The following is a 27,000-nucleotide window of genomic DNA, read 5'->3' on the forward strand; positions in this document are numbered from 1 at the left end:
GTCAAGCAATCTCGCGAATAAACGGGTTTACAGCAGGGGGCACCAATTGATCTTTTGTGCACAAAGCACCAAAGAAGTCGGCACTTTCCTGAATGACTTTTTTACGGTCACGGTCAATTGTTATCATATGGTAGCTGTTCTCCAATGGTATCATCTTGACGGGGCCTGAAACCGAACGGGCAACAAGTCCCGAATTTGTTTCCATATTGGCAATGTCATCATGGTTTGAATGCATGATAAGGCAAGGAGCTTTTATATCATGCAATTGTGTCTCGGTTTGTTTTGCAAGTTCTTGCATCTCGGCAAGCGAACCGAGCGGATTTCCGGCAAGTCCACCTTTGGCACTGTCGCCTGAAAGCATACTTTCGGAAATGGTTTTGCGTATGCGCTCGTCTTTCAAACCATAAGGCGGCCGTTCGATAAACACACTTTTCTGGAAAATGCCGAGTGCTTTGAACCATTTCAACAAAAATACAGACCGCTGGATATAACGCGGGATAGACCAGCCGTCATAAATGAATGTCGGACCATATACGCCGACACCTTTTATATTTTCGGGGTGATCGGCGGTGTATTTGAGTGCCAGAACCGCACCCATAGAAAGTCCGCCGACAAACATTGTGTCAACATGTTCTGAAAGACGTTCTGCCGCACGTATGACACTATCATACCAATCATGCCAGCTGGTTGCCAAAAGGTCGTTTTCATCACCGCAATGGCCTGCAAGTTGCATCCCGTAAACAGTAAAACCGTGCTTATGCAAACCTTTGCCCAGAATTTGCATTTCGGCCGGTGTGCCTGTCAAACCATGAATGAGAAGAACGCCAGCCCGACCACCTTTATAGAAAAAGCTGACATCGGTAATCATGAAGCCACCCTTTTGCGGGCTTTTTCCGGCCGCTGCAATTTGTGCCAGATTTGCATGATTTCAGCGAAATTATCTACCTTGATGTGGTCAATGCCGCTTGCCGCACAATAATCGGCAAGTTTTCCTTTGGCGAGTACAAGGTCGGCTTTTCCGGCCGCGCAAAAATCCGATGTTCCATCGCCGATATAAAGGGTAAATCCGTTGCTCGAATTGGCAAAATGGCGGCATTTGCAATTGCCTGCGGGGCAAGCAACATTTTTGTAGGGAAATTGTAACTGCCAATTATTGTTGCCCGCATAAAGAAGACGGTTCGCAAAAACCTTGACGTTTTCGAGCCCATAACGTTTCAAAATCGTGCGGATGCTATAATCAAGCCCGTCGCTTAAAATGGCAATATCGACCCCTTGCTGATCAAGCAAGCGGACAAAATCCGGAAAAGCCGGATCGATTTTCATTTCATCAAGACATTTTTTGAGCTCGACGGGCGAGGCTTTTATAAGCGCGATCTGTCGCATCATGCATTCGCGTGCACCGATTTTGCCAGAAAGCCAATCCTGTTCAATTGATTCCCAGTTTGGAGATGCAAATCTTTCCAAAAGAACGTCTGTCACATCATTATCGGCAATCGTGCCGTCGAAATCGACAAAGACACGCGAAAATATGGGGCCTTGTGAGAATACGGGAGCGCTCAAAGCTTGAAAAGCATTCGGGAACGTTCTTGTCATATTCGTCTTAATCTCCAATGATAGCCATCAACACAAAATTGGTCAGCTTGATACGTAGCGACCTTTTACCTATAAACAATAAAGACGACTATGCGTTCTTTGTTGCATTTCTGTAACCGGAAAAGAAAGACCTGCATGAACAAAAAAATTCTTATAATAGAAGATGATACCCGACTTGCCGAACTCGTAGCCAACTATCTGAAGCGACAGAACTATGATGTAGAGGTGCATCCTCGCGGTGATACAGCCGAAGAGGCAATTAAGCAGCTGCTGCCTGATCTCGTTATACTTGATGTCATGCTTCCCGGAAAATCCGGTTTTGATGTTTGCCGTGATGTGCGTCCCTTCTATAAAGGCCCGATATTGATCATGACGGCAAGCGAGGATGATATTGATGAAATTATCGGATTGGAACTTGGTGCCGACGACTATATGTCAAAGCCGGTCGAGCCACGCCGTTTGCTTGCCCATATACGCGCGCTTCTAAGGCGCAAAGAAAGTGAAATTATCGATGAAAGCCATCCGGAAAGCGACGCACCACTTTCGTCGCGCACCAAACTTGTTTTCGGCAATCTCGTCATAGACAAGGATAACCGCGCAGTGCTGATTGATAATAGACCGGTTGATTTAACCACAGCCGAATTCGATCTTCTGTGGCTGCTCGCAAGTCATGCTGGCCAAATATTATCACGCGACGATATATTGAACGCGTTGCGTGGTATCGAGTTTGATGGTCTTGATAGGTCAATTGATGCACGCATTTCCAGGCTTCGCCGTCGGCTTGGGGATGACCTTGAAAATCCGAGATTTATCAAGACAGTTCGTGCCAAGGGATATCTTTTTCTGCAATGGGAAGGAAAATGAGAAAACAGGCTGAAGCCGTAATCAAAACAGGGAGCCAAGCCTTACAAGAAAGATAGCGGAAAGAAGCAAACAAAATGGCATAAAATCTGCCAATGATATAAAAAGCGGATAATCGGGCTATAATCTTCGGGAAAGATAAGCCGAATTACGTGAAAATGCGAATGGCGGCAATGATTGGTGAAATGCTATGACGAACGAAGAACACGATGGGCTACAAAAAAGCCGTCGCCGTATGGTCATTTTACGCTCGATCAGTGTGCTTATCATTCTGTTTTTTTTACAAGGTGGTGTCGCCTATGGCACCTTGCAGCTGTTTCTTGCTCTACCTGCCAATTGGACCGGCATTATTGACGACGCGGATATAGAACGCGATGCCCATCAAGGCACTGTCTACATGATTGATCAGGCAATCGCGAACGAGCCGTTGAAAAAGCCGTCGGAAGTGCTTCAGGAATTGCAGCCACATTTCCATTTCCGCCTCGCTTATATCGAAAAGTCCGACCACTTTTCCGATGACGTGAAAGAGCAATTGAAATCCTATGACCTTGGTTATGATGACGAAGACGATCATATCTATGCCAAACTACAATCAGGCGGCTATCTGAAACTCGGCCCGCTCGTTACGACCGACATCAATGATGCCAATGCCAGTGCAATTTTCATCCTTCTGGCACTGCTTACAATCGTCAATGCTCTGCTGTTTTTTGCCATTTTATATTTTGCTTTTTCCACATTGTGGCGCGAAGCGCGAGCCATCAGATTGACAGCCAACGCATTGGGCGAGGGGGATTTGACAGCACGTGTTCCGAAAATTCGTAGTGAACCGCTAAAAATGATCGGCCATGTCATCAATGATATGGCAACCCGTCTTGAACTTCTTGTCGGTCACAGCCGTACCATGATGCATGCTATGGCGCATGAATTCCGCACGCCTCTTGCCCGGTTGCGCTTCGGCTTGAGTATGCTGGAAGATTCCGATCCGGCAGAAAAAACGAAGCTTTATGCTGGAATTGACAAGGATATCGACGAGCTTGAACAACTGATAAAAATATCTCTCGATTATTTCCGCATGAACAACAAAAACATGCCAACAAAGCTTGAAAATGTTCATATCAAGCGTTGGGCAGAAAACATCATTGACGATCTGTCATTGTTAAAGCCAAAGGGATTCGAAGTCAGTTACGATATCGCCAATGTGGATAGCTCCATTGATCCGAAATTGGCAGCTATGGCATTTCGCAATATTCTCCTCAATGCTTTCAAATATGCCCGTTCAAAGGTTTATATCCATGTTTATAAACAGGATGATGCGCTGATTTTCGAATTCGATGATGATGGGCCGGGTATAGCCGAAAGCTCCAGAGAAGAAATATTCTCGCCTTTCTTCCGGCTTGATAATGACAAATCCGGTTCGCATGAGGGCTATGGGGTTGGCCTTGCATTCGTGCGTGCCATTGCAGAACTCCACCATGGTTCGGCTTTCGTCCTTTCAAGCCGCTTGGGGGGCGCGCGTTTCGTTATGCGCTTCGGTCTTTAACACGGACGATTTTAATTATATGCTCTTCAAAGATAAGCGGAAAGCGTTTCGATGAGCTTGCTATTCAACTCATGCTGTTCTTTTTGCCACTTTGTAATCAGTTCGTTGGAAACACTTGTTTGCCCGTCAAGTTTACTTAAAAGACTTTTCCAGAAACTGTGATAAGTGTAATTGGAAACCTCGCCTGTAATATCACAGGCTTCGAGCCGGGAACCGATATTGGTGATAAGATCGGTCAAATGCCGCGGCTCCATCTCGCCCTGATCCCAATTGGTATGGATAAATTGCGGCGAGAGCGCATCCTTGTCAATTGACAGATAGACGGGGAGATTTTCCTTATAAATGCTGCTGATAAAGGCCGACATCATGTCATCAACATTGGCAAATGTCTGAAAAGCATTCTTTAGTCCCAGAACATTTGCCCAGCTCACATCCACTTTTGTCGACCAATATGTCAATTTGTTGGACATAAGCGGTTTCAAGCGGTTTTCGACAGCATGTTTAACCCCGATATCGCCGGAGGTAATGCCGACGACGTGAACATGGTCGACGAATGGCAATGACGCAGCATGACTGATCCATGAACCACAATGGATGCCGAAAGGATAACGCATATTGTCTGGATGGTTATCAATCACAATGAGCGTTAAAGAGTCTTTTTTAATATGTTTGTAACAATGTTTTATCAATAATTGGCTGACATGGTGATAATCACCACTTCCAAGGAAAACCGGTCCATAAGTTTCCGGCATCTGTTTTCCAAGCTCCAGTTCCAGCTTACGAAAATTGGCAAAAGTCGTAGCGTAACGGATACGGTCTTGCCACCCGCTAAAATCGATATTGATGGAATTGTCAAATGTTCCCACACTATTGTCAAAATCGAGGATAACCGGATTTTTCATCAGTTTTGGTCTCCTTGAAGTTCAAGATGGGCATCACTTTCGAAATGATGCCGGAAGTGCTTCAATATCCCTCGCAACAAAGGATTGCGGATATAGACGGCATGGCGTGTATAAACGAATTTTGCGCCAAGATAGGCTTTGATTTCAGGGTCGGTCCAACCGGCAACATAATATTTGAAACCGTTGAGTCGGGCATATTCAAGATTGAAAAACCAGCTGATGAAATAAAGATTATTGTCGGTTGCAAGCGGGTAATCAAAGCCGATATATTTGTCGACAAGCATGTCTTTATAGGCAAAACAGATATTGTAACCGATGAGCTTGCCACTTTTTTTATAGACAACAACCCGCAGGCTTTCGTCGTCCGTATGTAACAAATCGTAGAAAAACTCTTCGCTTAAACGATCGAAATGGATTTCGCTCTGTTGAAAGACCTGCAAATAAAGCCGGTAGAAGTGTTTTATCACCTCGTCACTTTGAAGATAAGGCGAGTTGGCGGTTAAAACCTCAATCTCCAAATTTTCCATCGCACGCAATTTCCGACGAAAATCCTTGCGGCGATTTTTCGAAAAACGGGAAAGAAAATCATCCTGTGAAGAATAATCGACAGGCACATAGGCAAGCGCTTGGCCTGAAACAGAAATAAAGCCCGCCTGTTCCAATTGTTCAAGAAAACCGGCGGTTTTTCTCGCATCTTCATCGGATATTAATGGCGAAGGGGAGGGCAAATCTTTGACAATAACAAGCGGATAATTTTTGCCTTCTTTTTCTTTCAAGGAAAGCGCCACTTGAGTTGCATTAAAAGGTGTGGGCAGCGGCGAAAATTCCGATACAGTTGTGCCGACAAACAATGTTTTATATTTCAACAGCCGTGACCAGAATTTATAGAACGGTATTTTTTTTAAACGCTTTTGATCTTCATTATCCATTGTCGTTGTGAGATCAAAGAGAGCTGAAAAAACCGGAAGTCCGACTTCGGAAATGGTTGCCTTGAAATCAACAGGCGGGTGGCGCAGAAAATCGCTTAAAAGATAATCGGGTTCGAGCTTGTTTGACCAAGCTTTAATGGCGTTGTCTGTCTCTTTTCGATTTTCCATATTTCGCCGGTTTACCCATCGAATGTTTTGAAAGAAGCGGATTGAAATTCGTTTAGGCGTCTTCACCTCGTACGGAAATGACTGTCAGCACGCTGTATAAAAAGCTTGGAATTTCAAAAAAATGCGAAGCAAGTATTTCACTAAATGACGTGAAGGGGAAAGCGTTTCCCCTTCACACAAAAGGTTTTTCAGACCGGAATTGTAACCGGTCCAGCATCAATTTTATTGTTCCTTCTTTGCACGCGTAATCAATTGATCAAGCAGTGAAATTGCTTTGTCAATTTCTTCTGTTGTGATGAGAAGTGACGGTGCAAGCGTGATGACGTTTTTATAATAACCACCGACATCAAGAACGAGGCCGGTTTTTTTGCCCTGCCAATCAAGATCACCCGAAAGGCCGATGTCGACCATGCGATCAAGAAGCGCTTTGTTTGGTGTGAAGCCATCTTCGGTGCAAATTTCGGCCCGCAAGGCCAAGCCCAAGCCGTCAACATCACCAATTTCCGGATGACGTTTCTGAAGATCTTGCAATCCTTCCAGAAAATGTTTGCCCTTTTCCATAACCATGGTTTCGTAATCGGTTTCACCAAGCATATGGAAAACTTCGACACCGAGCGCTGTTCCGAGCGGATTCGAAGCGAATGTTGAATGGGTTGACCCCGGAGGAAACATTTTCGGATTGATCAATTCTTCGCGTGCCCAAAGACCACCCAAAGGATTAAGCCCATTGGTGAGCGATTTGGCGAAAACAAGAACATCAGGGGTAACGCCGAAATGTTCAATCGACCATAATTTGCCTGTGCGATAAAATCCCATCTGGATTTCGTCGACCACAAGAAGAATGCCATGCTCGTCGAGAACTTTCTTGATGCCTTTAAAGAAGTTTCTCGGTGGAATAACGTAACCGCCAGTGCCCTGAAGAGGTTCGATATAGAAGGCAGCGTATTCGGTTTCATTAGCTTTCGGATCCCATACGCCATTATATTCTGTTTCAAACAGGCGGGCGAATTCGTTGACACAATGTTCGCCATATTCTTCAACAGTCATTCCTTTAGGACGACGGAACGGATAAGGGAAGGGCAGGAACATGGCGCGTTCGCCAAAATGCCCGTAACGGCGGCGATAGCGATAGCTCGATGTAATGGAAGAAGCACCCAATGTGCGGCCGTGATAGCCACCTTGAAAGGCAAACATCAGGCTCTTTCCGGCCTTGGCATTACGAACGACTTTCAGAGAATCTTCAATACATTGCGAACCGCCGACATTGAAATGGATACGCCCATCAAGGCCGAATTTCTTCTTCATATCTTCGGCAATGATTTTGGCCAATTCGATTTTTGTCGGATGCAAATATTGGCTGGCAACCTGTGGTAAAGTGTCGATCTGCTTTTTCAGAACATTATCAAGGCGGGGATTTGCGTAGCCAAAGTTACAGGCGGAATACCACATTTGCAGATCAAGGTAAGGGACACCTTCGAGATCATACATATAGGAGCCTTCACAACCGGCAAATACTTTTGGCGGATTTACGTAGTGGACAGTATCACCGAAGGAGCAATATTTTGCTTCATCGGCAAGCAGCCGAGACTCGAAAGCCTTGGCATCAGATTTTGTCATTTTTTCTGGTTTTGCCATATTTGCACTCCAAACTAAAAGATAGTCGGAATTTTAGAGCCCGAAAAAGTTAGGGCTGTTGTGTTTGTGTTTTGCTTTAGTAACAAAACTTATCTTTGGCTGAAAACCTCTGAAGAATGCGGTTACAAAGTCTGAAAAATTGGTGGCTGATGTCATAAACGGATAGATTTTCATTTTGTAATCGTCTGATCACAATATTCCGTTGTCACTAATCATGACAATGAAAACGATTGGCAAATTCATTAAATTTGCCAATCGGATTTTTCGACAATTCTAAAAAATCGCTTTTACACTTCATCTCTTTCATTAGGAATTTTTGCGTAGACAATTAGGGCAACAGCGCAGATTAATGTAATGACCACCTGTGCAATGGCAAAAGCCATAGCCGACAAAATTGTACCCGTTTCATTGAGTAAGTATTGCGCAATCATCGGTGTGGAGCCGGCAAATATCATCGAGCAAACCTGATAGGTCACCGAAATTGCAGTATAACGGACTTGAGTAGGAAATGCTTTCACGAGGATACCCGCAAGAGCTGCATAATAGAGCGAGTGTGGGACAGTCGCCAAGGCCATGCCAATTATCGCTAACGGCATGGACTTCGTCTCGATGAGTGAGAACATAAGTGGCAACATGAAAATTTCGGGAATAAGCATCCATGTCACGGTTTTTCGCAGATCGAACTTCGAAGCCAGAATCGCACCAAAAGGCTGAACCAGAAGTTGAACAAAGATAGCGACACTGACGATGGATAGAAATTCGGTGCGGGTAAAGAGCTTTTCATGAACCGCCCATGCAAGAGCAAAAGTTGTTTTGAAATAGGTTGCAGTGACCGTTATGATGGTCGCACCAATTCCCAGCAAAACTATTGCCTTATATTTTTTTAATACCTCTGCAATAGGGAGGCGAGCAACAGCTTTTTCCTTCTGTATTTTTTCCATCTCGGGTGACTCATCCACACTGATGCGGATGATAAGACCTATTATAACCAGAATGGCGGAGAACATGAAAGGCAAACGCCATCCCCAACTCAGGAATTTTTCATCAGGCAACATCGAGAAAAATAGAAAAACCAATGTTGCAAGCATATTTCCGGCAGGAGAGCCCTGTTGAGCAAAAGCAGCGTAAAAAATGGATTTTCCCTTCGGTGCATGTTCGGCTGAAAGAACCACGGCGCCACCCCATTCACCTCCCATTGCCAAACCTTGGATCAATCGCAAGACAACAAGGAGTATAGGCGCAACAATACCGACATTTTCATATACCGGTAAAAATCCTATCAAAGTTGTACAACATCCCATTAACAGAAGTGTCGCTACCAGTGTCTTTTTGCGGCCGATACGGTCGCCCAGATGGCCAAAGAAAATCCCTCCGACAGGTCTGGCAAAAAAACCCACCCAAAAAGTTGCAAAAGCCGCTAGGGTTGCTGTTCCCGGATCAGTCGCCGGAAAAAACAATTTCCCCAATACCAATGCGGCAGCTGTACTATATGCATAAAAATCATACCATTCGATTGTCGTTCCGATAAAAGAGGCAATGCCTGCTTTACGTGCGCGACGTGTCCTTTCACTTATATTTTGTTCCATAGTTGTTGTGTCCAATAAAAATTATAATGACTGTTAACCAGGGACATTCAAACTTGGGACGTATTTGAAGTTCCTCCCTTCTGAAATCAGACCGCCTTTCAAAATCCTCCTGACGGCCATTATGCAAAACGACAGAACATCTATTGCTGCAAGCTGTAAAACAGCTTCCAACGATTGGTCAAAATTAGATTGTCGTTAATCCTCCCAATAGGTCCCACGAAAGGAAACCTGTTGATATAATGAATATTTTTATTTGTATCGCAAGGCGAAAATAAATGTTTTCATAAAAATAAATTGAATAAGTCATTAAATTTTATTTTCAGAAATACTTTGGAATAATTTGAACTGAAAAGGTCGTACTTATGGAAATATGGATCGTTCAAAATCAATTATTCGGTAGATAAAAACTTCGCTTAAAAAATTGATTGTAAAATTCCGTCTCTGGATAATTTTCAGGATCGTTGTTGATATTATCTAACGTAGTCTTTTGATAAAACGACTTGGCATTCACTGCTTTTCATGCTTTCAATACTGCTTTTTGGACTTAAGTCTTTTGCATTCGTTCACTTGCTGCAACAGATTTTAACGGAGAAGAAAATGAAAACAGCGCTTGTTTTACAACATCTAGAATTTGAAAATGCCGGTTTGATCGGGAATGTTCTTGCCAAACGCGGATATGAACTAAAAAATCTTGATGCAACGCGCGATGACATTTCTGCGTTCCCGGTTAATAAAGCAGATATCGTCATTATTCTAGGCGGTCCTATCGGTGTTTATGATGGTGAACGCTATCCTTTTATCAATCAGGAATTGAAACTGATAGAAAAGTCCTTGAAAATCAAAAAACCGATGGTCGGTGTGTGTCTCGGAGCACAATTGATTGCAAGCGTTCTTGGCGCAAAAGTACAACCGATGGGTAAAAAAGAAATCGGCTTTTCAAGCCTGCAATTAACTGATGAAGGGGAGAAAAGCCCACTTGCATTGATCGGCACAACGCCGGTTCTTCATTGGCATGGTGATGAGTTCGAGATTCCGGAAGGGGCGAAGCGTTTGGCAGAAACCGGTATTTGTCCCAATCAGGCGTTTTCATATGAAAACATTTTGGCGTTACAATTTCATCTTGAAGCCGATCTTGATTATTTTGAACATTGGTTGGTCGGCCATGCCGTCGAGCTTTCGCAAGCCGGAATTGATCCGGTTAATCTTCGCAATGAGGCAAAAAAATACCAAGGAGATTTGAGAACAAAAGCTGAAAAAATTTTCAATCTCTGGTGTGATGACTTTTTGAAAAATATCTGATTGTTGCAAAATTGCTTCCGTCAACAGGGCAATCTTTTCAACACGGAAATTCGCTTCGAGAATCTGGGCTTAAAAACTATTATCCCGTTTCATGCATTGATATTGCTATTGTTGAAGATTGTGATTTGTAAAATTTTACACGAATTTCATTCCGGTTTTTACACAAAGCAAGACGTACTCATTTTAAAATCGGTTGTGAAATTTTACCCCCGCCCTTGCGGAAATTCTTTTTGTTGTAACTTTGGATTAAAATGAAAAAATAAGGAAATAATTGTTCAGGCTTTTCTGTTAATCGTAACACAGCAGTCAAGTTATTCTGCCTGCTGTCATCAAGGCAGAATAACCGAATGAGGTGCTGTCTCCGTTTTGGTTAGCCCAGAGGCCAAATGTTTCGCAAAAATATTCACGCTGTTACCTATATCGGGAAATAAATCACATATTCGGATAAACGGGACCTTCACCACCCTGCGGACATGTCCATGTGATATTCTGGTTCGGGTCTTTGATATCACATGTTTTACAATGGATGCAGTTTTGCGCATTAATGACATAGGTTTCTCTGCCATCCTTTTCGATCCACTCGTAAACGCCGGCAGGGCAATAGCGTGTCGAGGGACCGGCATAAACGGTCAACTCCGATTTTTCCTGAACATCGAGTGACGTTACTTTCAAATGGCAAGGCTCGTTTTCTTCATGATTGGTATTGGAAAGAAAAACGCTCGAAAGCCTGTCAAAACTGACAATGCCATCAGGCTTCGGATAGTCGATAGGTTTGTGTTTTTCTGCCGGCTCAAGATAAAGATAATCCGGCATACCATGCGACATTGTACCAAATATTGAAAAGTGGAAGAGTGCTTGACACCACATGTCAAAGCCGCCGAGTTGGACACCTTTTTTCGTGCCATATTTTGACAGCAACGGCTTGACATTGCGTACCGGATAAAGATCTTTTCCGATTGCACTGTCACGCCAGCCATTTTCAATTTCAGCAATTTCATCATGACTGCGGCCGGATTTTATGGCTCCCGCAACGGCATTGGCAGCGTAAACACCGGATAACACAGCATTATGCGAGCCCTTGATGCGGGGAACATTCATGAAACCGGCAGAACAGCCGATCAAGGCACCCCCCGGAAAACTTAATTTCGGAACAGATTGCCAGCCGCCTTCGGTCAGAGAACGGGCGCCATAGGCAATACGTTTGCCACCTTCAAATATCGGGCGAATAGCCGGATGTGTTTTGAAGCGCTGGAATTCCTCGAATGGCGAAAGATAAGGGTTTTTATAATTGAGGTGGATAACAAATCCGACAGCAATCTGGTTGTTTTCCATGTGATAGAGGAAAGAACCGCCACCTGTCGCATCATCAAGCGGCCAGCCCAATGTATGCTGGACAAGGCCCGCGTGATGTTTCGAAGGGTCAATCTCCCACAGCTCTTTTATGCCTATGCCATATTTCTGTGGTGAGCGCCCTTTATCAAGCTCGAATTTGTTGATGAGAGTTTTCGCCAGTGAACCACGCGCACCTTCACCAATCAGAACATATTTGCCGAGAAGCTCCATGCCCCGCATATAATTGGGGCCATGGCTACCATCTTTTTCGATGCCCATGTCACCGGTTGCAATGCCTGTAACAGCACCGTCTTTATTATAAAGAACTTCAGTGGCAGCAAAACCGGGATAAATTTCAACGCCGAGTGCTTCCGCTTTTGTTGCAAGCCACCGGCAAACATTTCCCAAAGAGACGATGTATTTACCATGGTTGGAGAGAATTTTTGGCATAATCCGGTTGGAAATCTGCTTGGCTCTGGTCTCGTCCAACATGAAAATATGGTCTTCTTTTACCTCCGTTGTGAAAGGATGGTTTTGTTCGTTGCGCCAGTCAGGCAAAAGAGTGTCAATCCCGATTGGATCAACAACGGCACCCGATAGAATATGGGCACCGACTTCGACACCTTTTTCTACAATAACAACCGAAAGATCGGGATTGATCTGTTTCAGTCTTATAGCAGCCGAAAGGCCTGCCGGACCGGCACCAACGATAACCACATCAAATTCCATGCTTTCGCGCGGAGGTAATTCATTCATTTCAAAGTGCCTTTTCAAGCTCCGGAATAATGTCGAAAAGATCGCCGACCAATGCGTAATCGGCAATATGCATCATGGGTGCATCTTCATCCTTGTTAATTGCAACGATGACACGCGAATCTTTCATGCCGGCAAGGTGCTGGATAGCACCTGAAATGGCAACCGCAATATAAAGATCCGGTGCAACAACTTTTCCGGTCTGTCCGACTTGCCAATCATTGGGAGCATAACCGGCGTCAACGGCTGCACGGCTTGCGCCCACCGCAGCGCCAAGCTTATCGGCGAGCGGTAGCAGAATGGACATGAAATTTTCTTCCGAGCCAAGGCCACGGCCACCCGAAACAATGATTTTTGCCGAAGTGAGTTCAGGCCGGTCACTCTTCTTCACCTCTTCACTGACATAGCGAGACAGGGATGGATCTGCTGCCGGCGTGATTTTCTCAATTGGCGCTGTACCATTTCCTGCCTTTGCCTTGAATGAAGCGGTACGCACAGTAATAACCTTTTTCCCGTCCGTTGACTGCACGGTTTCGATAGCATTGCCGGCATAAATCGGACGTTTGAATGTGTCGGGCGAGACAACCTCGATAATGTCGGAAATTTGCATGACATCAAGTGATGCGGCAACCCGTGGCATGATGTTTTTGCCATTGCTGGTCGATGCGGCCATGATGACATCATAATCTTTGCTTTGTGCAACAATTGTTGCAGCTACCGGTTCGGCCAATTGCTGTTCGAGATAATCGGCTTCTGCCAGAAGTACTTTATGGACATTGTCGAGTTTTGCGGCCTGTTCGGCAACCGTTTGTGCATTTTTTCCGCAAACGAGGATATCGACATCGCCACCGATTGTGTGGGCTGCGGTTAAAGCTTTTGCTGTTTGTTCCGACAAGGCAACATTATTATGTTCGGCCAATAAAAGAATGGTCATATTGAAATCCTTCCCTTGATGCTCAGAGCACGCCCGCGTCTTGTTTCAATTTTTCGACAAGTTCGGCAACATTTTTAACCTTTACGCCTGCCTTGCGGGCCTGTGGTTCTTCCACTTTCAGGATTTTTAGTCTGGGTTTGTTGGTTACACCAAGTTCAGCCAGAGTTTTCTGTTCGATCGGCTTTTTGCGCGCACGCATAATGTTTGGAAGAGAGGCATAACGTGGTTCGTTGAGACGTAGATCAACGGTGAGAACAGCCGGAAGTTTTACTGCAATTGTTTGTAAACCGCCATCGACTTCACGTGTTACAACGGCTTCACCATCTTTAAGCTCAAGTTTGGAGGCAAAAGTGGCCTGTCCCCAACCAAGCAAAGCCGCAAGCATTTGTCCTGTCTGGTTGGAATCGTCATCAATAGCCTGTTTTCCGAGGAAAACCATATCCGGTTTTTCGCTGTCAACGACCGCTTTTAGAACTTTTGCAACTGAAAGTGGTTCTATTTCATCATCTGTTGTAACCAGAATAGCCCGATCAGCGCCAACAGCAAGAGCGGTCCGTAATGTTTCCTGTGCAGCCTGTGGCCCGACACTTACAGCAACAACTTCACTTGCGTGACCGGCTTCTTTTTCACGAACAGCCTGTTCAAGCGCTATTTCGTCAAACGGGTTCATGGACATTTTGACATTAGCAAGTTCGACGCCTGTTCCGTCACTTTTTACGCGCGGCTTGACGTTGTAATCTATCACACGTTTTACAGCTACCAATATTTTCATAGGCCTATCCCTTTGCTAGAACCGCTGATCGTTTCCATCCTGCATGCGATGTTATTCGGTTGGAAAGACAATGTATAGGAGTAACATCACTTGAATCCAACCATTTTTGTTGCCTTTCGGGTTTGAAATTCCCCGTCAATCAAGCAACAAGTTTGCCATAATGAATGACATTCTCGATATGCACATCGTTTGAACCAAAAAGCATTTCAATCATTGTTAAACGACGGAAATAATGTGCGCCGATATATTCCATTGTCATGCCGATACCACCGTGAAGTTGTACCGACATTTGACCTACAAAACGGGCAGATTTATTGATTTGTGCTTTGGCCGCAGAGAGAGTAGCAAGGCGTTCCTGTGCATCCTGTGTATTCAGCATCATCATCGCATAATAGCTCATGGAGCGGGCTTGCTCTGATGCAATCATCATATCAACGGCTTTGTGTTGAAGTGCTTGAAAAGTAGAAATAGCGACGCCAAATTGCACACGCTGTTTCAAATATTCGACCGTGAGATGCAGTAGTTCATCCATAATGCCGGCAGCTTCGGCCATCATTGCAACCATACCTTCTTGCAAAGCACGTTCGATAACGGGAAAAGCTTCGTTTTCCTTGCCGATGAGGTTTTCTTCGTCAATCATGACATTTTTGAATGTAATGTTGGACGCTCGCCCGCCGTCGGCACTCCTGTAATGAACAGCTTCAACGCCTTTTGTGTCTGCTGGCACGATAAACAAACCAAGGCCTTCTTCAGGTGCTTTGTTTTCGTCGGTTGTGGCACTGACAATATAATAATCGGCACCTTCTGCATAAGGAACGATCACTTTGGTACCATTCAGCGCGTATTGATTTCCACTTTTTTTGGCGGACAATTCGATATTGAAAGGATCATTGAAAGTTTTTGCCTCATTATGGGCAAATGCAAAACGTTTCTGACCTTCGATCATAATTGAAAGCAATTTACTCTTCTGGCTGTCATTTGCAGCTTTCGACAATATGACGCCGGGAATGACAATATTGTTAAGATAGGGAGCGGCGACCAAACCTCTTCCCAAAGCAGACATGACAATGCCGGTTTCTTCAACACCATAGCCAAGGCCACCATCTGCTTCTGAAAAAGGCATCATTGTGAGACCCATTTCAACCAGTTGTTGCCAATCGGCATCGCTAAAACCGCAAGTATTTTCCCGGGCGTTGTCAATAGCTTCCAATGTCGAGAATTTTTCGCGAACAAAACGGCCAATGCTGTTTTCCAACATGGATTGTTCTTCATTAAGTTGAAAGTCCATTTTAGCCTCACATTCCCAAAATTGCTTTTGCAATTACATTATGCTGAATTTCGTTTGAACCACCATAGATCGAAACCTTGCGTGTGTTCATATAAAGTCCGGGAACACCGCGCGCCCAATCCACCCCATCTGGTAGAGCTGCTGCATCATTTCCCGCCAATGATAATGGGCCGGCAAGTTCAAGTAATAATTCAGTTGATGCCTGCTGAAGCTCGGATCCCTTGATTTTCAAAATAGATGATGCCGGATCAGGTGCTTTATCGCCTGCAACTTGTTTTGACAAAACGCGCATTTGCGTTATTTCCAAAGCTTTCAATTCGATTTCAAGCCAGGATAGCCGTTCCCTGAAGCCGGTGTTTTCCCACATGGTTTGCTCGTGATAAGGAACCGTTTTTGCAAGTCGTTTGATCCGCGATACGCGTTCTTTGGTAAGCCCTAACCGTGCAATTCCGGAACGTTCATTGGCCAAAAGAAATTTGGCGTATGACCAGCCTTTATTTTCCTCACCCACAAGGTTTTCTGCCGGTACTTTGACGTCGGTAAAGAAAATTTCGTTGACTTCATGTCGTCCGTCAATGGTAATAATGGGGCGGATGGTAATGCCGGGGGTTTTCATATCAATAAGGATGAATGATATACCGGCCTGCTTTTTTACATTGGGATCTGTTCTGACGAGACAGAATATCCAGTCTGCATATTGGCCGAGTGTTGTCCATGTTTTTTGTCCATTGACAATGTAATGGTCGCCTTCACGAACAGCTCTTGTTGTCAATGATGCGAGATCCGATCCCGCGCCCGGTTCGGAAAATCCCTGACACCACCAGTCGTCAAGATTGGCAGCACGTTTCAGAAAACGTTCTTTTTGCTTCTGATTTCCGAATGTAGCAATCACCGGACCAACCATAAAGCAGTTGAACTGGAGCGGAAGGGGAACTGCATTGTAGAGAACTTCCTCGGTGAAAATATAGCGCTGGATAGGCGTCCAGTTTTTTCCTCCCCATTCAATCGGCCAATGCGGTACAGCAAGCCCTGCAGCGTTGAGAATACGTTGCGAGGTCACCATTTCTTCCTTGCTCAAACTCTCGCCGGCGCTCACCTTTTCCCGAATTTTTTCGGGAATTTCTGTCTGGAAAAAATGCCGCAACTTATCACGGAATTTCAGCTCTTCATCAGTAAAACGCAAATCCATAATAACACCTCAATTAATTTCAAAAAGTCCGGCACATCCCATGCCACCGGCTACGCACATTGTAACAACCGCATAACGCACGCCGCGTCGTTTGCCTTCTATCAAAGCGTGGCCAACCAATCGCGCACCGCTCATGCCAAAGGGATGTCCGATGGCGATCGCCCCCCCGTTGACATTGACGATTTCCGGATCAATTCCCAATGTGTCGCGGCAATAGACAGACTGTGATGCAAAAGCTTCATTGAGTTCCCACAATCCTATGTCGGAGATCTTCAAATGATGGCGTTGCAGTAATCGGGGAACTGCGAAAACGGGACCGATACCCATCTCTTCAGGCGAACAGCCGATAGACACAAAGCCACGAAAAATACCGAGTGGTTCGAGATTTTGCTTGCTCGCTTGTGTTTTGGACATCAGCACACAAACCGAAGCCCCGTCCGATAGCTGGCTTGCATTACCGGCCGTCACAAAACGCTCTTCTTTAACCGGATTTAGTTTTGACAATGCCTCAAGTGTTGTGCCGGGGCGGTTTCCTTCATCCTTTGAAAGAGTAACGGTTTCTTGTGTAACTTCGCCAGTCTCTTTATTGGTTTTTGAGCAAATCGTTGTAATAGGCACAATTTCATCATCAAAAAGGCCTTCTTTTTGTGCCTTGGCTACCCGTCTTTGACTTTCTACAGCAAATTCGTTCTGCGCATGTCTTGATATATTGTAACGTTCTGCAACAAGATCGGCAGTGTCAATCATTGACATATAAATTTCCGGAATATGTTCTTTAAGCCAGGGATTGACGACAAGGTCACGCCGTACATTCGGCTGGACAAGGGAAATAGATTCCACTCCGCCGGCAACCATGGTTGGAACTTTGTCACACATAATACGATGGGCAGCATCGGCAATTGCCTGTAAGCCGGACGCACAAAAACGAGAAACGGTAACGCCCGAAGATTTTACGGGCAATCCCGCAATAAGCGATGCATGGCGGGCAACATTGCCTCCCGTTGCCGCTTCAGGAAAGCCACAACCAAGGACAACATCTTCGACATCGGCCGGCTCAATACCTATTTTAGTTATTGCCGCTTTGATACAATGGGCAGCGAGATCTGCGCCATGTGTCATGTTGAGACTTCCGCGAAATGCCTTGCCAATCGGCGTTCTGGCAGTCGAAACAATAACAGCTTCATCCATTCTCTCACTCCCGAAATAAACGATTTACACGGTGTTATGCCGATCTTCCTCTCTCACGACCGGTAAATGTAAAATCGTATGGACTGGTCTTTGACCGATTGGTTTTAATCCCGTTCAGTCTTTCCTCTGTTCAGTCTTCAAAATGTTTGTTCGATTTCACCAATTGTTCAAGCAATGGTGCAGGCTTAAGGCTTTCGTCACCGAATTCTTCGGCATAATGCTCAAGCCTTCCGGCGATGAGCTTCAGTCCCTTATGGTCGGCAAAATAGATGGGGCCGCCACGCCAGATCGGCCAGCCATAACCGTTGCACCATATGACATCAATGTCGCTTGCACGCGCGACAATGCCTTCTTCAATAATTCGGGCGCCTTCGTTAATCATCGGATAAATCAGGCGTTCGATAATTTCATCATCCGATATCGGACGACGTTTTATTCCAAGCTTTTTCGACACATCTTCAATAAGCTTTTCAATCTCGGGATCGCGTTCGCCTGTCCTTGAGCCATTTTTATAAATATAATAGCCACGTCCGGTTTTCTGACCGAAATATCCCAATTCACAGATAGCATCAGCAATAGGAAAGACCTGTCCGGTTGCTTTGCGGTTGCGCCAGCCGATATCAAGTCCGGCAAGGTCGGAAACTGCATAAGGCCCCATTTTGAAACCGAAGTCGGTCATTGCCTTATCAATTTGCCATGGCAGAGCGCCATCTTGTAACAATTTTTCTGAAGCTTCGGTTCTTCTTGCCAACATCCGATTGCCGACAAAGCCGTGACAAACGCCGACAACAACCGGAATTTTACCTATTTTTCGGGCAAAATTTACCGAACCTGCCAAAACCGGTAGCGAAGTTTTTTTGGCTCTTACGACTTCAAGAAGGCGCATAATATTGGCGGGTGAGAAAAAATGAAGTCCGAGTACATTTTCAGCACGGCTGGTAACGCCTGCAATCTCGTTCACATCAAGGTAGGATGTGTTGGTTGCAAGAATAGCAGAAGGCTTTGCAATTTTATCAAGTGCGGTGAATATGTCTTTTTTCACCTTCATATCTTCAAAGGCTGCCTCGATAATCAGATCAGCGTGAGCTGCATGGTCAAGGCCGATTTCACCTTTGATGGATTCGACGCATTTTTGTCCGGCTTCTTTTGTCATCCTTCCACGATCAATGAGGCTCTGATACGTATCGGCAATTTTTTTCAATCCACGTTGTAAGGCTTCGGGATTTGTTTCGATAAGCGTAACAGGAAACCCCTTGCTTGCCGCCGCCATAGCGATGCCTGAACCCATTGTTCCGGCTCCTATGACTGCCAGCGAGTTTATCGCGACAGGGGTAGCATTGCCTATATCGATTTTCGCAGCAGCGCGTTCGGCAAAAAAAGCATATCGCATAGCTTTTGAACGATCATCATTTTGCAAACAAGAAAAATGGTCTCGTGTGCGCTTGAGATTGTCTGAAAAATTTTCGCGAAACCCCGCCTGCATCGTGTCAATAAGAGCTGCAATTCCGGGATTTTCCGACCTCTTCGTAAGTTCTTTTTGAACCGGCGCGTCAAAGGCTTGTTTACTATCGCGGCTAACAAAAGCCGCGTCGTCCACACGGTTTTCATAGTGTTCGGCTACAAGCGTATTTGCCAATTTTATTGCTTCTCCAACAAGATCGCCATCGGCAATAAGTGAAATGATTCCACTCGAAAGGGCGGCCTTTGCAGAAAGCGGTTTTCCGCTTTTTGCCAATTCAAAGGTTTTGTCGGCTCCGATGATGGGAGGCAAAAGTTGTAACGCTCCCGCACCGGGAATGAGCCCCAGATTGATTTCCGGCAGGCCGATTTGGGCTTTTGGCCCAGCTATGCGTTTCGAGCAGCTAAGAGCAATTTCGGCACCACCGCCAAAGGCTACACCGTTGATTGCAGCAACCACCGGTTTTTTGAAATGACGGATTTTTTCGATGAGATCGACAAGAACCGGCGGCTTTGCCGGCTTGCCGAACTCGGTAATATCGGCACCAGCGACGAAGACATTGAGTTTTGAAGCAATGACTGCCGAACCAATGGCTTTGTCAGCAGCGATTTTATCCAAAGCTATGTCAATTTTCGACCGCAGCGTTTGGGACAAGGCATTCACCGGCGGATTATCAAGCCATATAATTCCCACGCCTTCTCTTACTTCCAATGAAACAATATCCGTCATTAATACCTCCCAGTAATGAATGCCTGCGGCCGTCGACGTCGAAAAACGTCCTTTTTAATTTAATGATAAGCACGAAATTGATTTTCGACCCGTGCCGGAATTTGGTGTGTTAATCCGTTCCCCCTCTAAAAACTCATATGTTATTCTGCATAATGGAAAATAAATTGCAATGTCAAAGATCAAGTTTTGTTCACAATTATGTTTGCAAGCTAAATTGGCATCCAATTTTCCGATTAAAAACAAACAGAATTACGAGTATTTTTAGTAAAAACGTTTTTATCCTCGATATTTTAGAAAATTCACGTCAACGAAAAGTCTATTTTTATCGAAAATAAACTTCGAATGAGGTGAGGCTTATATCCGGAAAAATTGAACATTGCATTGCCAATGTAACGAACAAAAAATTTGGGAAAGGTTCATTTTTATCCTATTATTCCACTATGCAGAAAAATATTGACGGGTTTTCTTGAATTGGTTATTGTCACAAACTGGGAGATTATACGGGAGGAGTAGAACAATCTTTTTTCGCAAAAATTATAGTGTTTAATAGTAATAAATATAATATTATACGATTAATAGCATGTTTTTATTTTAAATATAAATACTTATCGAATAATGATAAATAGAAACATAGAGCGGGAGGAAAATATATGTTTCGTAATTTATTTGTATATCTATTTATATCGGCCAGCGGTATATTCGGTTTTTCGGCTGTTTCGTTTGCTGAAGACTATGTCGTTGGTGCTCATTTGCCATTGACAGGAGCTTTTGCACGGGCGGGGCAGGCTTATCGCGAAGGTATGTTAGTTGCCGAACATCTTCATAACCTCAATAACGAAACAAAAGTAAGATTCGATATTGTGGATGACGAAAGTACTGCGACCAAAGCGGTGACTGCTGTTGAAAAATTTGCGAGTAGCGGCGATGTTGCCGTTATCGGCGGTTATGCTTCAAGCATTATCGGGCCGGCCTCCGAAGTGTCCAATCGTTATGGCGTTACTTATATGACTGCCGGTGCCGTATCGGAAGAACTGACAAGACGAGGATTGAAAACATTTTTCCGCGTCAATAACAATGGCGGTTATGCGGTTGCAGTCAATGGAATGCTTGACGAGCTCAAACCTACGAAAGTTGCGATTTTTGTAAACACACGTAGCGATGCTCCCAGTCTTCTTGCAAAATCGGTAGGAGCCCATCTCAAACAACAAAACATCGAATTTGTTGAATATCCTTTTGACGCTTCAACCACCAATTTCCAGCCACTGGTCAATAGGATGCGTTTGCGCGACAAACCGGATGTCATTCTGATGATCGTTTATGAAAATGATTACATCGGAATTTTGCGTGCGGCTAAACTTATCAAGCCCGATGTCAAGGCTATGGTTGGAACATGGAGTGTTGCAACAGTCAAAATGCAGGAAGATTTTCCCGATCTTATGGAGAAAGTTATAGGCTGCGCTCTGATTTCCTTTCCGGCTGCATTCAACGACGAGGAAGGCAAAACCTTCCAAGCAACCTATAAAGAACTTTACGGAAAGGATGTCGATTATCAGGCAGTTTACGGTTATGTTCAGGCAAAACTTGTTTTCGACGCAATTGATCGCCTGGCAAAAAAGGGTTCATTCGACCGGACAAAACTTGCTGATGAATTACGTGCCGAGGAAGTTGACAGCCTGATTGGCAAAATCAAGTTTGATGATACCGGCGAGAACATACATTTTTCGCTGCGTATGGCCCAACATCAAGGCAAAGAACTGCCAATTGTTGCACCATCAGATAAAGCCACAAAACCGCTTCTGTTGCCGGCTCGCCCTTGGTGAAGGGTGTTAAACCGCGTTGTTTCGTATGCAATACGGAATGAAAATTTTTCCCTAAAACTCAAGAGTTCTATGATGGATTTATTGCTACCGGCAATTTTTACAGCACTTACAATAGGAGCAGTCTATGCATTGATTGCTTTAGGCCTTGCTCTTGTTTTCGGTGCGATGAAGATTATTAATCTTGCCCATGGTGAACTGGTACTATTGGCAGCCTATATCGGCTACATGTTTGAAAGCCAGTGGGGGTATAACCCTTATCTTGCAATTCCGGTAGCGTTTTTAGTGGTCGGGCTCATTGCATGTCTCATTTTTATTTTGCTCAACCGGATCACCAGACAACGCGAACTGAATTCGCTGATATTCACCTATTCCTTCGGCATTATTATTACCAATGCAATTCTCATCATAGCGCGAAATGAGCCACGTATGAGCGCCGAGATGCAGGAAACGGTCGAACCGCTTCTCGCAATTGATATTTTTGCCACTTATAGTCAGCTTATTGCGCTTGTTCTTGCCATTCTTCTCATGTTGGTCTTGTGGCTGTGGCTCAAAAACAGCTGGTATGGGAGGGCGGTGCGCGCAGTAACTTCAAACCGTAATGCCGCCAAACTGATGGGTATCAACCCCGTTCGTACCGAACTTGTTTCATTTGTTATTGGTGCTTTGCTTGCGACTGTCGCCGGAATAGCACTTTATACTTTTCAGCCGATCACTCCCGGTCTTGGACATATGCTGACGATCAAAGCCTTCATTATCACGGTGCTTGCCGGCATCGGTTCGATTCCGGGGGTGTTGTTAGGTGCGATTTTGCTGGCTCTTGCCCAGACCATGACTGAAAGTTATTTCAATGCGTCATTTGCCAATATGGTTTCGATGCTGCTGTTCCTCGCTGTACTGATTTTCCTTCCGAATGGTCTTTTCGGCAAAACACAGCGGAGAGGATAGAAAAATGGCAAAGCTTCAATTTTCTATTTTGTTTGTCTTGCTCATCATTATCGCAGGTGTTTTGCCATTCTTCCTGAATGATTATTATTTGATGACGATTATCTCGTCATTGGTCATCGCGGGGCTTGCTTTGTCGTGGGCTATGCTTTCCAATCTTGGTGGTATGACGAGTTTTGGTCATGCGGCATTTTTCGGAATAGCATCTTATGCGAGTGCAATTGTTACCATGCGCTGTGGCGTTCCGGTTTTAATTGCTATTCCATTTGCCGCAATTATCGCTGCTCTTTCAGCCGTTTTGATGTTGCCGATTATAAGATTGTCAGGGTCCTATTTTGCTTTGGCTATTCTCGGTTATGCGCAAATTTTCTATGGACTGGCAGTCGAAATGCCGCAATGGACAAATGGTCCTGCAGGCATAAGCTCCATCCCGCCGCTTCCGGAAGTTCTGGGTATCGATTTTTCACAACGCCTTAGTGCCTATTTCCTGATGCTTGTCATCATTCTGATTATTGCATTTATTTATGGTTCCATTCTCCGGTCCAGAACCGGTTTGGCATTGAAAGCAATAGCCGAAAGCGAGGACGCAAGTCTGGTTGTCGGTGTCAATGCTGTGAGGCTCAAATTTCTAATTCTCTTATTATCGGCTTTCATTGCCGGACTTATCGGCGCTTTTAATACGCATCTCATCGGCTCACTCAACCCGGATGATGCATTTTCTGCCAATTGGAGCCTTTTGCCGATCATTGCCGCTATTTTCGGTGGTGCACGAACATTGTGGGGGCCGATTATCGGTGCTGTCGTGATCTATCTGTTCGACCAGATTGTTGCGAAAGAATTTTTTGCAATTGTTTTCCATACTTCGGTCGGGCACCAGATCATTCTGGGAATTATTCTGGCATTACTTATTCTCCTTGCACCTGATGGACTTTTATCGCTCTTTTTCAGAAACAGGAAAGCTCATGCTTGAGGTAAAAAATATTACAGTCCGGTTTGGCGGCCTTGTTGCGGTAAACAATGTGTCTTTCAATGTTGGCAGCCATGAAATTTTAGGGCTTATCGGTCCGAACGGTGCTGGTAAAACGACGCTCTTCAATGCGGTTTCGGGACTCGTTCGCCCGACATTCGGCCATGTCATTATGGACAAAAGCGATATAACGCGATTGGCACTTTATAAGCGTGCCCGTCTGGGATTAGGGCGCACCTTCCAGATTCCGAAGCCCATGCACCATCTCACAGTACGGGAAAATCTGATTGTTGCCCAAACCTACGGAGCTCGCGAGAATAATCCTGAAAAAATAGATGATATTCTGGAATTGTTGGAAATTCACCATAAAGCCGATAGCGATGCGGCAAGCGAACTTGCCATGCAAGAACTCAAGCGGCTGGAAATTGCCAAAGCGCTTGCAACGAGACCGAAATTGTTACTGCTTGACGAAGTGCTAGCCGGCCTTGAAAGTCAGGCAAAACGTCTGTTTATGGAAAAGTTGAAACAGATCAATTCGGCGCTCGGTATCGGAATTATTATTGTCGAACATGATATAGAGACAATTTCCAAGCTTTGTTCGCGGGTTATCGCATTGAATTTCGGCGAATTGATTGCCGACGGGACGCCACGTGAAGTCTTTACCAACCCGAAAGTCATAGAAAGTTACACAGGTGCAAGTCATGTTGAAGATTGAAGATTTGCATACCGGTTATGGCGCGATCACGATATTGCGCGGTGTGTCGCTTGAATTTCCCGAAAAGCAATTGACGACAATTGTTGGTCCGAATGGCGCGGGCAAAACCACTTTGTTACGGGCAATTACCGGATTGTTACCATACCAGGGAACGGTCGAAATAAAAGGCAAAAACGTTGCGGGAAAAAAGACTTGGGACTTTGTCGGTGTCAAACTTGCAATGGTTCCGGAAGGCCGCATGATTTTTCCGGATATGACAGTCGAGGAAAATCTCGCTTTGGGCGCTTTTGATAAACGATGCCGTGCAACTTTTTCTTCCAAAGCGGAAGAAATGTATGTTTTGTTTCCCAAATTGAAGGAGCGCCGTCTGCAGTTGGCGGGATCACTGTCAGGCGGCGAAGCGCAAATGCTTGCAATGGCGCGTGCATTGATGTCGGATCCCGAAATTCTTCTGATCGATGAACCTTCGTTAGGGCTCTCACCGGTCATGGTGAAAGAAGTCTTCAATATTATCGGCCGCATGAAAGAACATGGCGTAACAATCGTTCTGGTCGAACAAAATACCCGTATGGCCATCGCCATTGCGGATTTGGTCTACCTCATGCGCGATGGCAAGATTTTGCTAAAGCAACCGGCCGCCGACGTCGATCTTCATGCATTACACGAACTTTATCTGGCACAGGAATAGACCATGTCACTTCAGGATATCATTGAACATCTTGCACTTCCGGCAATTGCTTCGCCGCTCTTTATCGTTTCCAATCCGCAATTGGTTATCGCTGAATGCTGTAATGGAATTATCGGTTCCATTCCTTCCCTCAATGCGCGTCAAAAGGAAGATTTTCCCCTTATGCTTGCAACAATTGAGGAGGGCATCCAAAAAGCTGTCTCGACGGGAAAATGTAGAAAAGCGGCTCCCTATGCGGTCAATCTGATTGTCCACTCTTCCAATGACCGGCTTGACCATGATCTTGGCGTGTGTGTCGACCATAAAGTTCCGGTGGTTATCACTTCCCTTCATGCACCGGGAAAAGTGGTTGAAGCCGTTCATAATTACGGCGGAGTGGTGCTTCATGATGTCATCAGTATAAGGCACGCGAAAAAAGCATTGAACGAGGGAGTTGACGGTCTTATCGCGGTTTGCGCAGGCGCAGGCGGGCATGGTGGCTCGCTCAGTCCTTTTGCGCTGATCGGCGAAATACGCCGATTTTACGACGGTGTAATTGTTCTTTCAGGAGCAATATCACGGGGCGATGATATTCTTGCAGCTCAGGCAATGGGGGCCAATGCGGCTTATATCGGAACGCGTTTTATCGCAACTCCGGAAGCAAATGCGGTCGATGAATATAAAGAAATGATTATCCAATCGGATGCGAGCGGGATTGTTTACACACCTTTTTTCACCGGTGTAAATGGCAATTACCTGAGAGAGAGTATTGTTCGTTCGGGTCTTGATCCGGATGATTTGAAAAATGGTCCGTCAGCAAATTTCGGTTCGACGCGGGTCAAACCCTGGAAAAATATTTGGGGTGCAGGGCAGGGCGTCGGTAATATTGACGAGATACTGCCTGCATCCGAAGTTATTGCCAAATTGAAAAGGGAATATCGGGCCGCTTTTCACCGTCTGCAGAATAAGGGGGCAATCTATGTCCGATAAAATACTGGTTGAAATACCAATTCCTGAAGTCTGTCATATCATTATGAACAGACCCGAGAAACATAATGCACTTGATCGGGAAACATATCGGTTGTTGACTGATGCACTCCGGAATGCCGACGAGAACGAAAATATCAGGGTCATTGTACTTTCCGGAGCAGGTAACTCTTTTACCGCCGGCAATGACCTTCTTGATTTTACTGGAGAGAGTTTGCTTGATGGGGAAGGCCATTCTCCGGGTTTGAAATTGCTGCTCACACTTCATGGCGTGAAAAAACCGATCATTGCGGCTGTGGAAGGTTATGCAGTCGGGATAGGAGCCACAATGCTTAACCATTGCGACCTTGCTTATAGTGGAACGAGCGCCCATTTCAGATTTCCCTTTGCAACTTTGGGACTCTCTCCGGAAGGTGGATCGACATTCTATCTCCCGCTTGCGGCAGGCTACAAAAAGGCAGCCGAATTGCTGTTTTTCGGAGATTTTTTCAGTGCACAGGATGCCTTACAGTTCCATCTTTTGAACGCTATTGTTGAAGACAATAATGCCGTTCCTCATGCACTTCAAAAAGCGGAAAAACTTGCAAAAATGCCGTTTCAATCCATATTGGCAACCAAAAAAATGCTGAAAAAACGGAATAGGGCAAAAATAGTGTCAGTCCTTGAAGAAGAAGCAAAAACATTTCACAACTTGCGAATGAGTGCAGAAACCCAGAAAATTATCAAAGGATTTTTCGGTAAATAG

General features: G+C 45.0%; 23 protein-coding genes. 10 read left to right on the forward strand and 13 right to left on the reverse strand.

From position 1 onward, the window contains the following. Nucleotide 1: 1 nt before the first annotated feature. A complete protein-coding gene (locus H3V14_RS05515) occupies nucleotides 2–868 on the reverse strand; it encodes a carboxylesterase (RefSeq protein ID WP_075870357.1) in 867 nt (288 codons plus the stop codon). Beyond that, nucleotides 865–1,593 (reverse strand): MtnX-like HAD-IB family phosphatase, encoded by a 729-nt coding sequence (locus tag H3V14_RS05520; RefSeq protein ID WP_198227212.1) that lies wholly within the window; start codon nucleotides 1,591–1,593, stop codon nucleotides 865–867. The genes H3V14_RS05515 and H3V14_RS05520 overlap by 4 nt, the downstream gene beginning before the upstream one ends. Nucleotides 1,594–1,728: 135 nt before the next feature. Between H3V14_RS05520 and H3V14_RS05525 the strand changes: the two genes are divergently transcribed. Beyond that, nucleotides 1,729–2,457, forward strand: coding sequence for a response regulator (locus H3V14_RS05525; protein ID WP_198227214.1), 729 nt, complete (start codon nucleotides 1,729–1,731; stop codon nucleotides 2,455–2,457). A gap of 187 nt (nucleotides 2,458–2,644) precedes the next feature. Continuing rightward, entirely contained in the window at nucleotides 2,645–3,994 is a 1,350-nt protein-coding gene (locus tag H3V14_RS05530) for an ATP-binding protein (RefSeq protein ID WP_198227216.1), read from the forward strand. Between the two features lie 26 nt (nucleotides 3,995–4,020). On the opposite strand, the gene H3V14_RS05535 is transcribed toward H3V14_RS05530, so the two are convergent. The 4 genes from H3V14_RS05535 to H3V14_RS05550 form a co-directional block, all read right to left on the reverse strand. After that, nucleotides 4,021–4,896, reverse strand: a complete 876-nt coding sequence (locus H3V14_RS05535) for an arginase family protein (RefSeq protein WP_198227218.1) — start codon at nucleotides 4,894–4,896, stop codon at nucleotides 4,021–4,023. Beyond that, entirely contained in the window at nucleotides 4,896–5,993 is a 1,098-nt protein-coding gene (locus tag H3V14_RS05540; RefSeq protein ID WP_198227220.1) for a GNAT family N-acetyltransferase, read from the reverse strand. The genes H3V14_RS05535 and H3V14_RS05540 overlap by 1 nt, the downstream gene beginning before the upstream one ends. Nucleotides 5,994–6,215: 222 nt before the next feature. After that, nucleotides 6,216–7,628 carry an aspartate aminotransferase family protein gene (locus H3V14_RS05545; protein ID WP_198227222.1) on the reverse strand — a complete coding sequence of 471 codons (1,413 nt, stop codon included), beginning with the start codon at nucleotides 7,626–7,628 and terminating at the stop codon, nucleotides 6,216–6,218. 287 nt (nucleotides 7,629–7,915) lie between these two features. Then, the gene (locus tag H3V14_RS05550; RefSeq protein ID WP_198227224.1) at nucleotides 7,916–9,214 is read right to left on the reverse strand and encodes an MFS transporter; all 1,299 of its coding nucleotides are present in this window, start codon (nucleotides 9,212–9,214) and stop codon (nucleotides 7,916–7,918) included. 597 nt (nucleotides 9,215–9,811) lie between these two features. On the opposite strand from H3V14_RS05550, the gene H3V14_RS05555 reads away from it, so the two are divergent. Then, a complete protein-coding gene (locus H3V14_RS05555; RefSeq protein WP_198227226.1) occupies nucleotides 9,812–10,513 on the forward strand; it encodes a glutamine amidotransferase in 702 nt (233 codons plus the stop codon). Nucleotides 10,514–10,945: 432 nt separating this feature from the next. Here H3V14_RS05555 and H3V14_RS05560 read toward each other — a convergent pair whose 3' ends face one another. The 7 genes from H3V14_RS05560 to H3V14_RS05590 form a co-directional block, all read right to left on the reverse strand. After that, complete coding sequence (locus tag H3V14_RS05560) at nucleotides 10,946–12,601, reverse strand: electron transfer flavoprotein-ubiquinone oxidoreductase (protein ID WP_198227228.1); 1,656 nt, start codon at nucleotides 12,599–12,601, stop codon at nucleotides 10,946–10,948. Nucleotide 12,602: 1 nt separating this feature from the next. After that, nucleotides 12,603–13,532: an electron transfer flavoprotein subunit alpha/FixB family protein gene (locus H3V14_RS05565; RefSeq protein WP_075913480.1), complete on the reverse strand. Its 930-nt coding sequence runs from the start codon at nucleotides 13,530–13,532 to the stop codon at nucleotides 12,603–12,605. 22 nt (nucleotides 13,533–13,554) lie between these two features. Beyond that, entirely contained in the window at nucleotides 13,555–14,304 is a 750-nt protein-coding gene (locus tag H3V14_RS05570; protein WP_075870347.1) for an electron transfer flavoprotein subunit beta/FixA family protein, read from the reverse strand. 139 nt (nucleotides 14,305–14,443) lie between these two features. Then, a complete protein-coding gene (locus H3V14_RS05575) occupies nucleotides 14,444–15,592 on the reverse strand; it encodes an acyl-CoA dehydrogenase family protein (protein ID WP_198227230.1) in 1,149 nt (382 codons plus the stop codon). A gap of 7 nt (nucleotides 15,593–15,599) precedes the next feature. After that, complete coding sequence (locus H3V14_RS05580) at nucleotides 15,600–16,781, reverse strand: acyl-CoA dehydrogenase family protein (protein WP_198227232.1); 1,182 nt, start codon at nucleotides 16,779–16,781, stop codon at nucleotides 15,600–15,602. Between the two features lie 9 nt (nucleotides 16,782–16,790). Next, the gene (locus H3V14_RS05585; RefSeq protein ID WP_198227234.1) at nucleotides 16,791–17,969 is read right to left on the reverse strand and encodes an acetyl-CoA C-acyltransferase; all 1,179 of its coding nucleotides are present in this window, start codon (nucleotides 17,967–17,969) and stop codon (nucleotides 16,791–16,793) included. A 130-nt stretch (nucleotides 17,970–18,099) separates the two neighbouring features. Continuing rightward, nucleotides 18,100–20,157, reverse strand: a complete 2,058-nt coding sequence (locus H3V14_RS05590) for a 3-hydroxyacyl-CoA dehydrogenase NAD-binding domain-containing protein (RefSeq protein WP_198227236.1) — start codon at nucleotides 20,155–20,157, stop codon at nucleotides 18,100–18,102. A gap of 650 nt (nucleotides 20,158–20,807) precedes the next feature. Here H3V14_RS05590 and H3V14_RS05595 point away from each other — a divergent pair. The 7 genes from H3V14_RS05595 to H3V14_RS05625 all read left to right on the forward strand — a co-directional run bounded on the left by H3V14_RS05595 (nucleotide 20,808) and on the right by H3V14_RS05625 (nucleotide 27,000). Beyond that, a complete protein-coding gene (locus tag H3V14_RS05595) occupies nucleotides 20,808–21,977 on the forward strand; it encodes an ABC transporter substrate-binding protein (protein WP_198227238.1) in 1,170 nt (389 codons plus the stop codon). A gap of 69 nt (nucleotides 21,978–22,046) precedes the next feature. Beyond that, complete coding sequence (locus H3V14_RS05600; protein ID WP_198213611.1) at nucleotides 22,047–22,922, forward strand: branched-chain amino acid ABC transporter permease; 876 nt, start codon at nucleotides 22,047–22,049, stop codon at nucleotides 22,920–22,922. 4 nt (nucleotides 22,923–22,926) lie between these two features. Continuing rightward, entirely contained in the window at nucleotides 22,927–23,889 is a 963-nt protein-coding gene (locus H3V14_RS05605) for a branched-chain amino acid ABC transporter permease (RefSeq protein ID WP_198227240.1), read from the forward strand. Beyond that, the gene (locus H3V14_RS05610; protein WP_198227242.1) at nucleotides 23,882–24,601 is read left to right on the forward strand and encodes an ABC transporter ATP-binding protein; all 720 of its coding nucleotides are present in this window, start codon (nucleotides 23,882–23,884) and stop codon (nucleotides 24,599–24,601) included. The genes H3V14_RS05605 and H3V14_RS05610 overlap by 8 nt, the downstream gene beginning before the upstream one ends. Next, nucleotides 24,588–25,289 (forward strand): ABC transporter ATP-binding protein, encoded by a 702-nt coding sequence (locus H3V14_RS05615; protein WP_198221071.1) that lies wholly within the window; start codon nucleotides 24,588–24,590, stop codon nucleotides 25,287–25,289. Before H3V14_RS05610 ends, H3V14_RS05615 begins: the two co-directional genes overlap by 14 nt. A gap of 3 nt (nucleotides 25,290–25,292) precedes the next feature. Beyond that, complete coding sequence (locus H3V14_RS05620) at nucleotides 25,293–26,258, forward strand: nitronate monooxygenase family protein (RefSeq protein WP_198227245.1); 966 nt, start codon at nucleotides 25,293–25,295, stop codon at nucleotides 26,256–26,258. Continuing rightward, nucleotides 26,248–27,000 carry an enoyl-CoA hydratase/isomerase family protein gene (locus tag H3V14_RS05625; RefSeq protein ID WP_198227247.1) on the forward strand — a complete coding sequence of 251 codons (753 nt, stop codon included), beginning with the start codon at nucleotides 26,248–26,250 and terminating at the stop codon, nucleotides 26,998–27,000. The genes H3V14_RS05620 and H3V14_RS05625 overlap by 11 nt, the downstream gene beginning before the upstream one ends.

It is taken from the genome of Bartonella sp. W8151 (assembly GCF_016100385.1).
In the GTDB taxonomy this organism is placed as follows: Bacteria; Pseudomonadota; Alphaproteobacteria; order Rhizobiales; family Rhizobiaceae; genus Bartonella; species Bartonella apis.

Bases quoted from the DNA above. Each gene is read 5' to 3' on its own strand.
- H3V14_RS05515 (WP_075870357.1), bottom strand. From the start codon at position 868: ATGATTACCGATGTCAGCTTTTTCTATAAAGGTGGTCGGGCTGGCGTT.
- H3V14_RS05520 (WP_198227212.1), bottom strand. From the start codon at position 1,593: ATGACAAGAACGTTCCCGAATGCTTTTCAAGCTTTGAGCGCTCCCGTA.
- H3V14_RS05525 (WP_198227214.1), top strand. From the start codon at position 1,729: ATGAACAAAAAAATTCTTATAATAGAAGATGATACCCGACTTGCCGAA.
- H3V14_RS05530 (WP_198227216.1), top strand. From the start codon at position 2,645: ATGACGAACGAAGAACACGATGGGCTACAAAAAAGCCGTCGCCGTATG.
- H3V14_RS05535 (WP_198227218.1), bottom strand. From the start codon at position 4,896: ATGAAAAATCCGGTTATCCTCGATTTTGACAATAGTGTGGGAACATTT.
- H3V14_RS05540 (WP_198227220.1), bottom strand. From the start codon at position 5,993: ATGGAAAATCGAAAAGAGACAGACAACGCCATTAAAGCTTGGTCAAAC.
- H3V14_RS05545 (WP_198227222.1), bottom strand. From the start codon at position 7,628: ATGGCAAAACCAGAAAAAATGACAAAATCTGATGCCAAGGCTTTCGAG.
- H3V14_RS05550 (WP_198227224.1), bottom strand. From the start codon at position 9,214: ATGGAACAAAATATAAGTGAAAGGACACGTCGCGCACGTAAAGCAGGC.
- H3V14_RS05555 (WP_198227226.1), top strand. From the start codon at position 9,812: ATGAAAACAGCGCTTGTTTTACAACATCTAGAATTTGAAAATGCCGGT.
- H3V14_RS05560 (WP_198227228.1), bottom strand. From the start codon at position 12,601: ATGAATGAATTACCTCCGCGCGAAAGCATGGAATTTGATGTGGTTATC.
- H3V14_RS05565 (WP_075913480.1), bottom strand. From the start codon at position 13,532: ATGACCATTCTTTTATTGGCCGAACATAATAATGTTGCCTTGTCGGAA.
- H3V14_RS05570 (WP_075870347.1), bottom strand. From the start codon at position 14,304: ATGAAAATATTGGTAGCTGTAAAACGTGTGATAGATTACAACGTCAAG.
- H3V14_RS05575 (WP_198227230.1), bottom strand. From the start codon at position 15,592: ATGGACTTTCAACTTAATGAAGAACAATCCATGTTGGAAAACAGCATT.
- H3V14_RS05580 (WP_198227232.1), bottom strand. From the start codon at position 16,781: ATGGATTTGCGTTTTACTGATGAAGAGCTGAAATTCCGTGATAAGTTG.
- H3V14_RS05585 (WP_198227234.1), bottom strand. From the start codon at position 17,969: ATGGATGAAGCTGTTATTGTTTCGACTGCCAGAACGCCGATTGGCAAG.
- H3V14_RS05590 (WP_198227236.1), bottom strand. From the start codon at position 20,157: ATGACGGATATTGTTTCATTGGAAGTAAGAGAAGGCGTGGGAATTATA.
- H3V14_RS05595 (WP_198227238.1), top strand. From the start codon at position 20,808: ATGTTTCGTAATTTATTTGTATATCTATTTATATCGGCCAGCGGTATA.
- H3V14_RS05600 (WP_198213611.1), top strand. From the start codon at position 22,047: ATGATGGATTTATTGCTACCGGCAATTTTTACAGCACTTACAATAGGA.
- H3V14_RS05605 (WP_198227240.1), top strand. From the start codon at position 22,927: ATGGCAAAGCTTCAATTTTCTATTTTGTTTGTCTTGCTCATCATTATC.
- H3V14_RS05610 (WP_198227242.1), top strand. From the start codon at position 23,882: ATGCTTGAGGTAAAAAATATTACAGTCCGGTTTGGCGGCCTTGTTGCG.
- H3V14_RS05615 (WP_198221071.1), top strand. From the start codon at position 24,588: ATGTTGAAGATTGAAGATTTGCATACCGGTTATGGCGCGATCACGATA.
- H3V14_RS05620 (WP_198227245.1), top strand. From the start codon at position 25,293: ATGTCACTTCAGGATATCATTGAACATCTTGCACTTCCGGCAATTGCT.
- H3V14_RS05625 (WP_198227247.1), top strand. From the start codon at position 26,248: ATGTCCGATAAAATACTGGTTGAAATACCAATTCCTGAAGTCTGTCAT.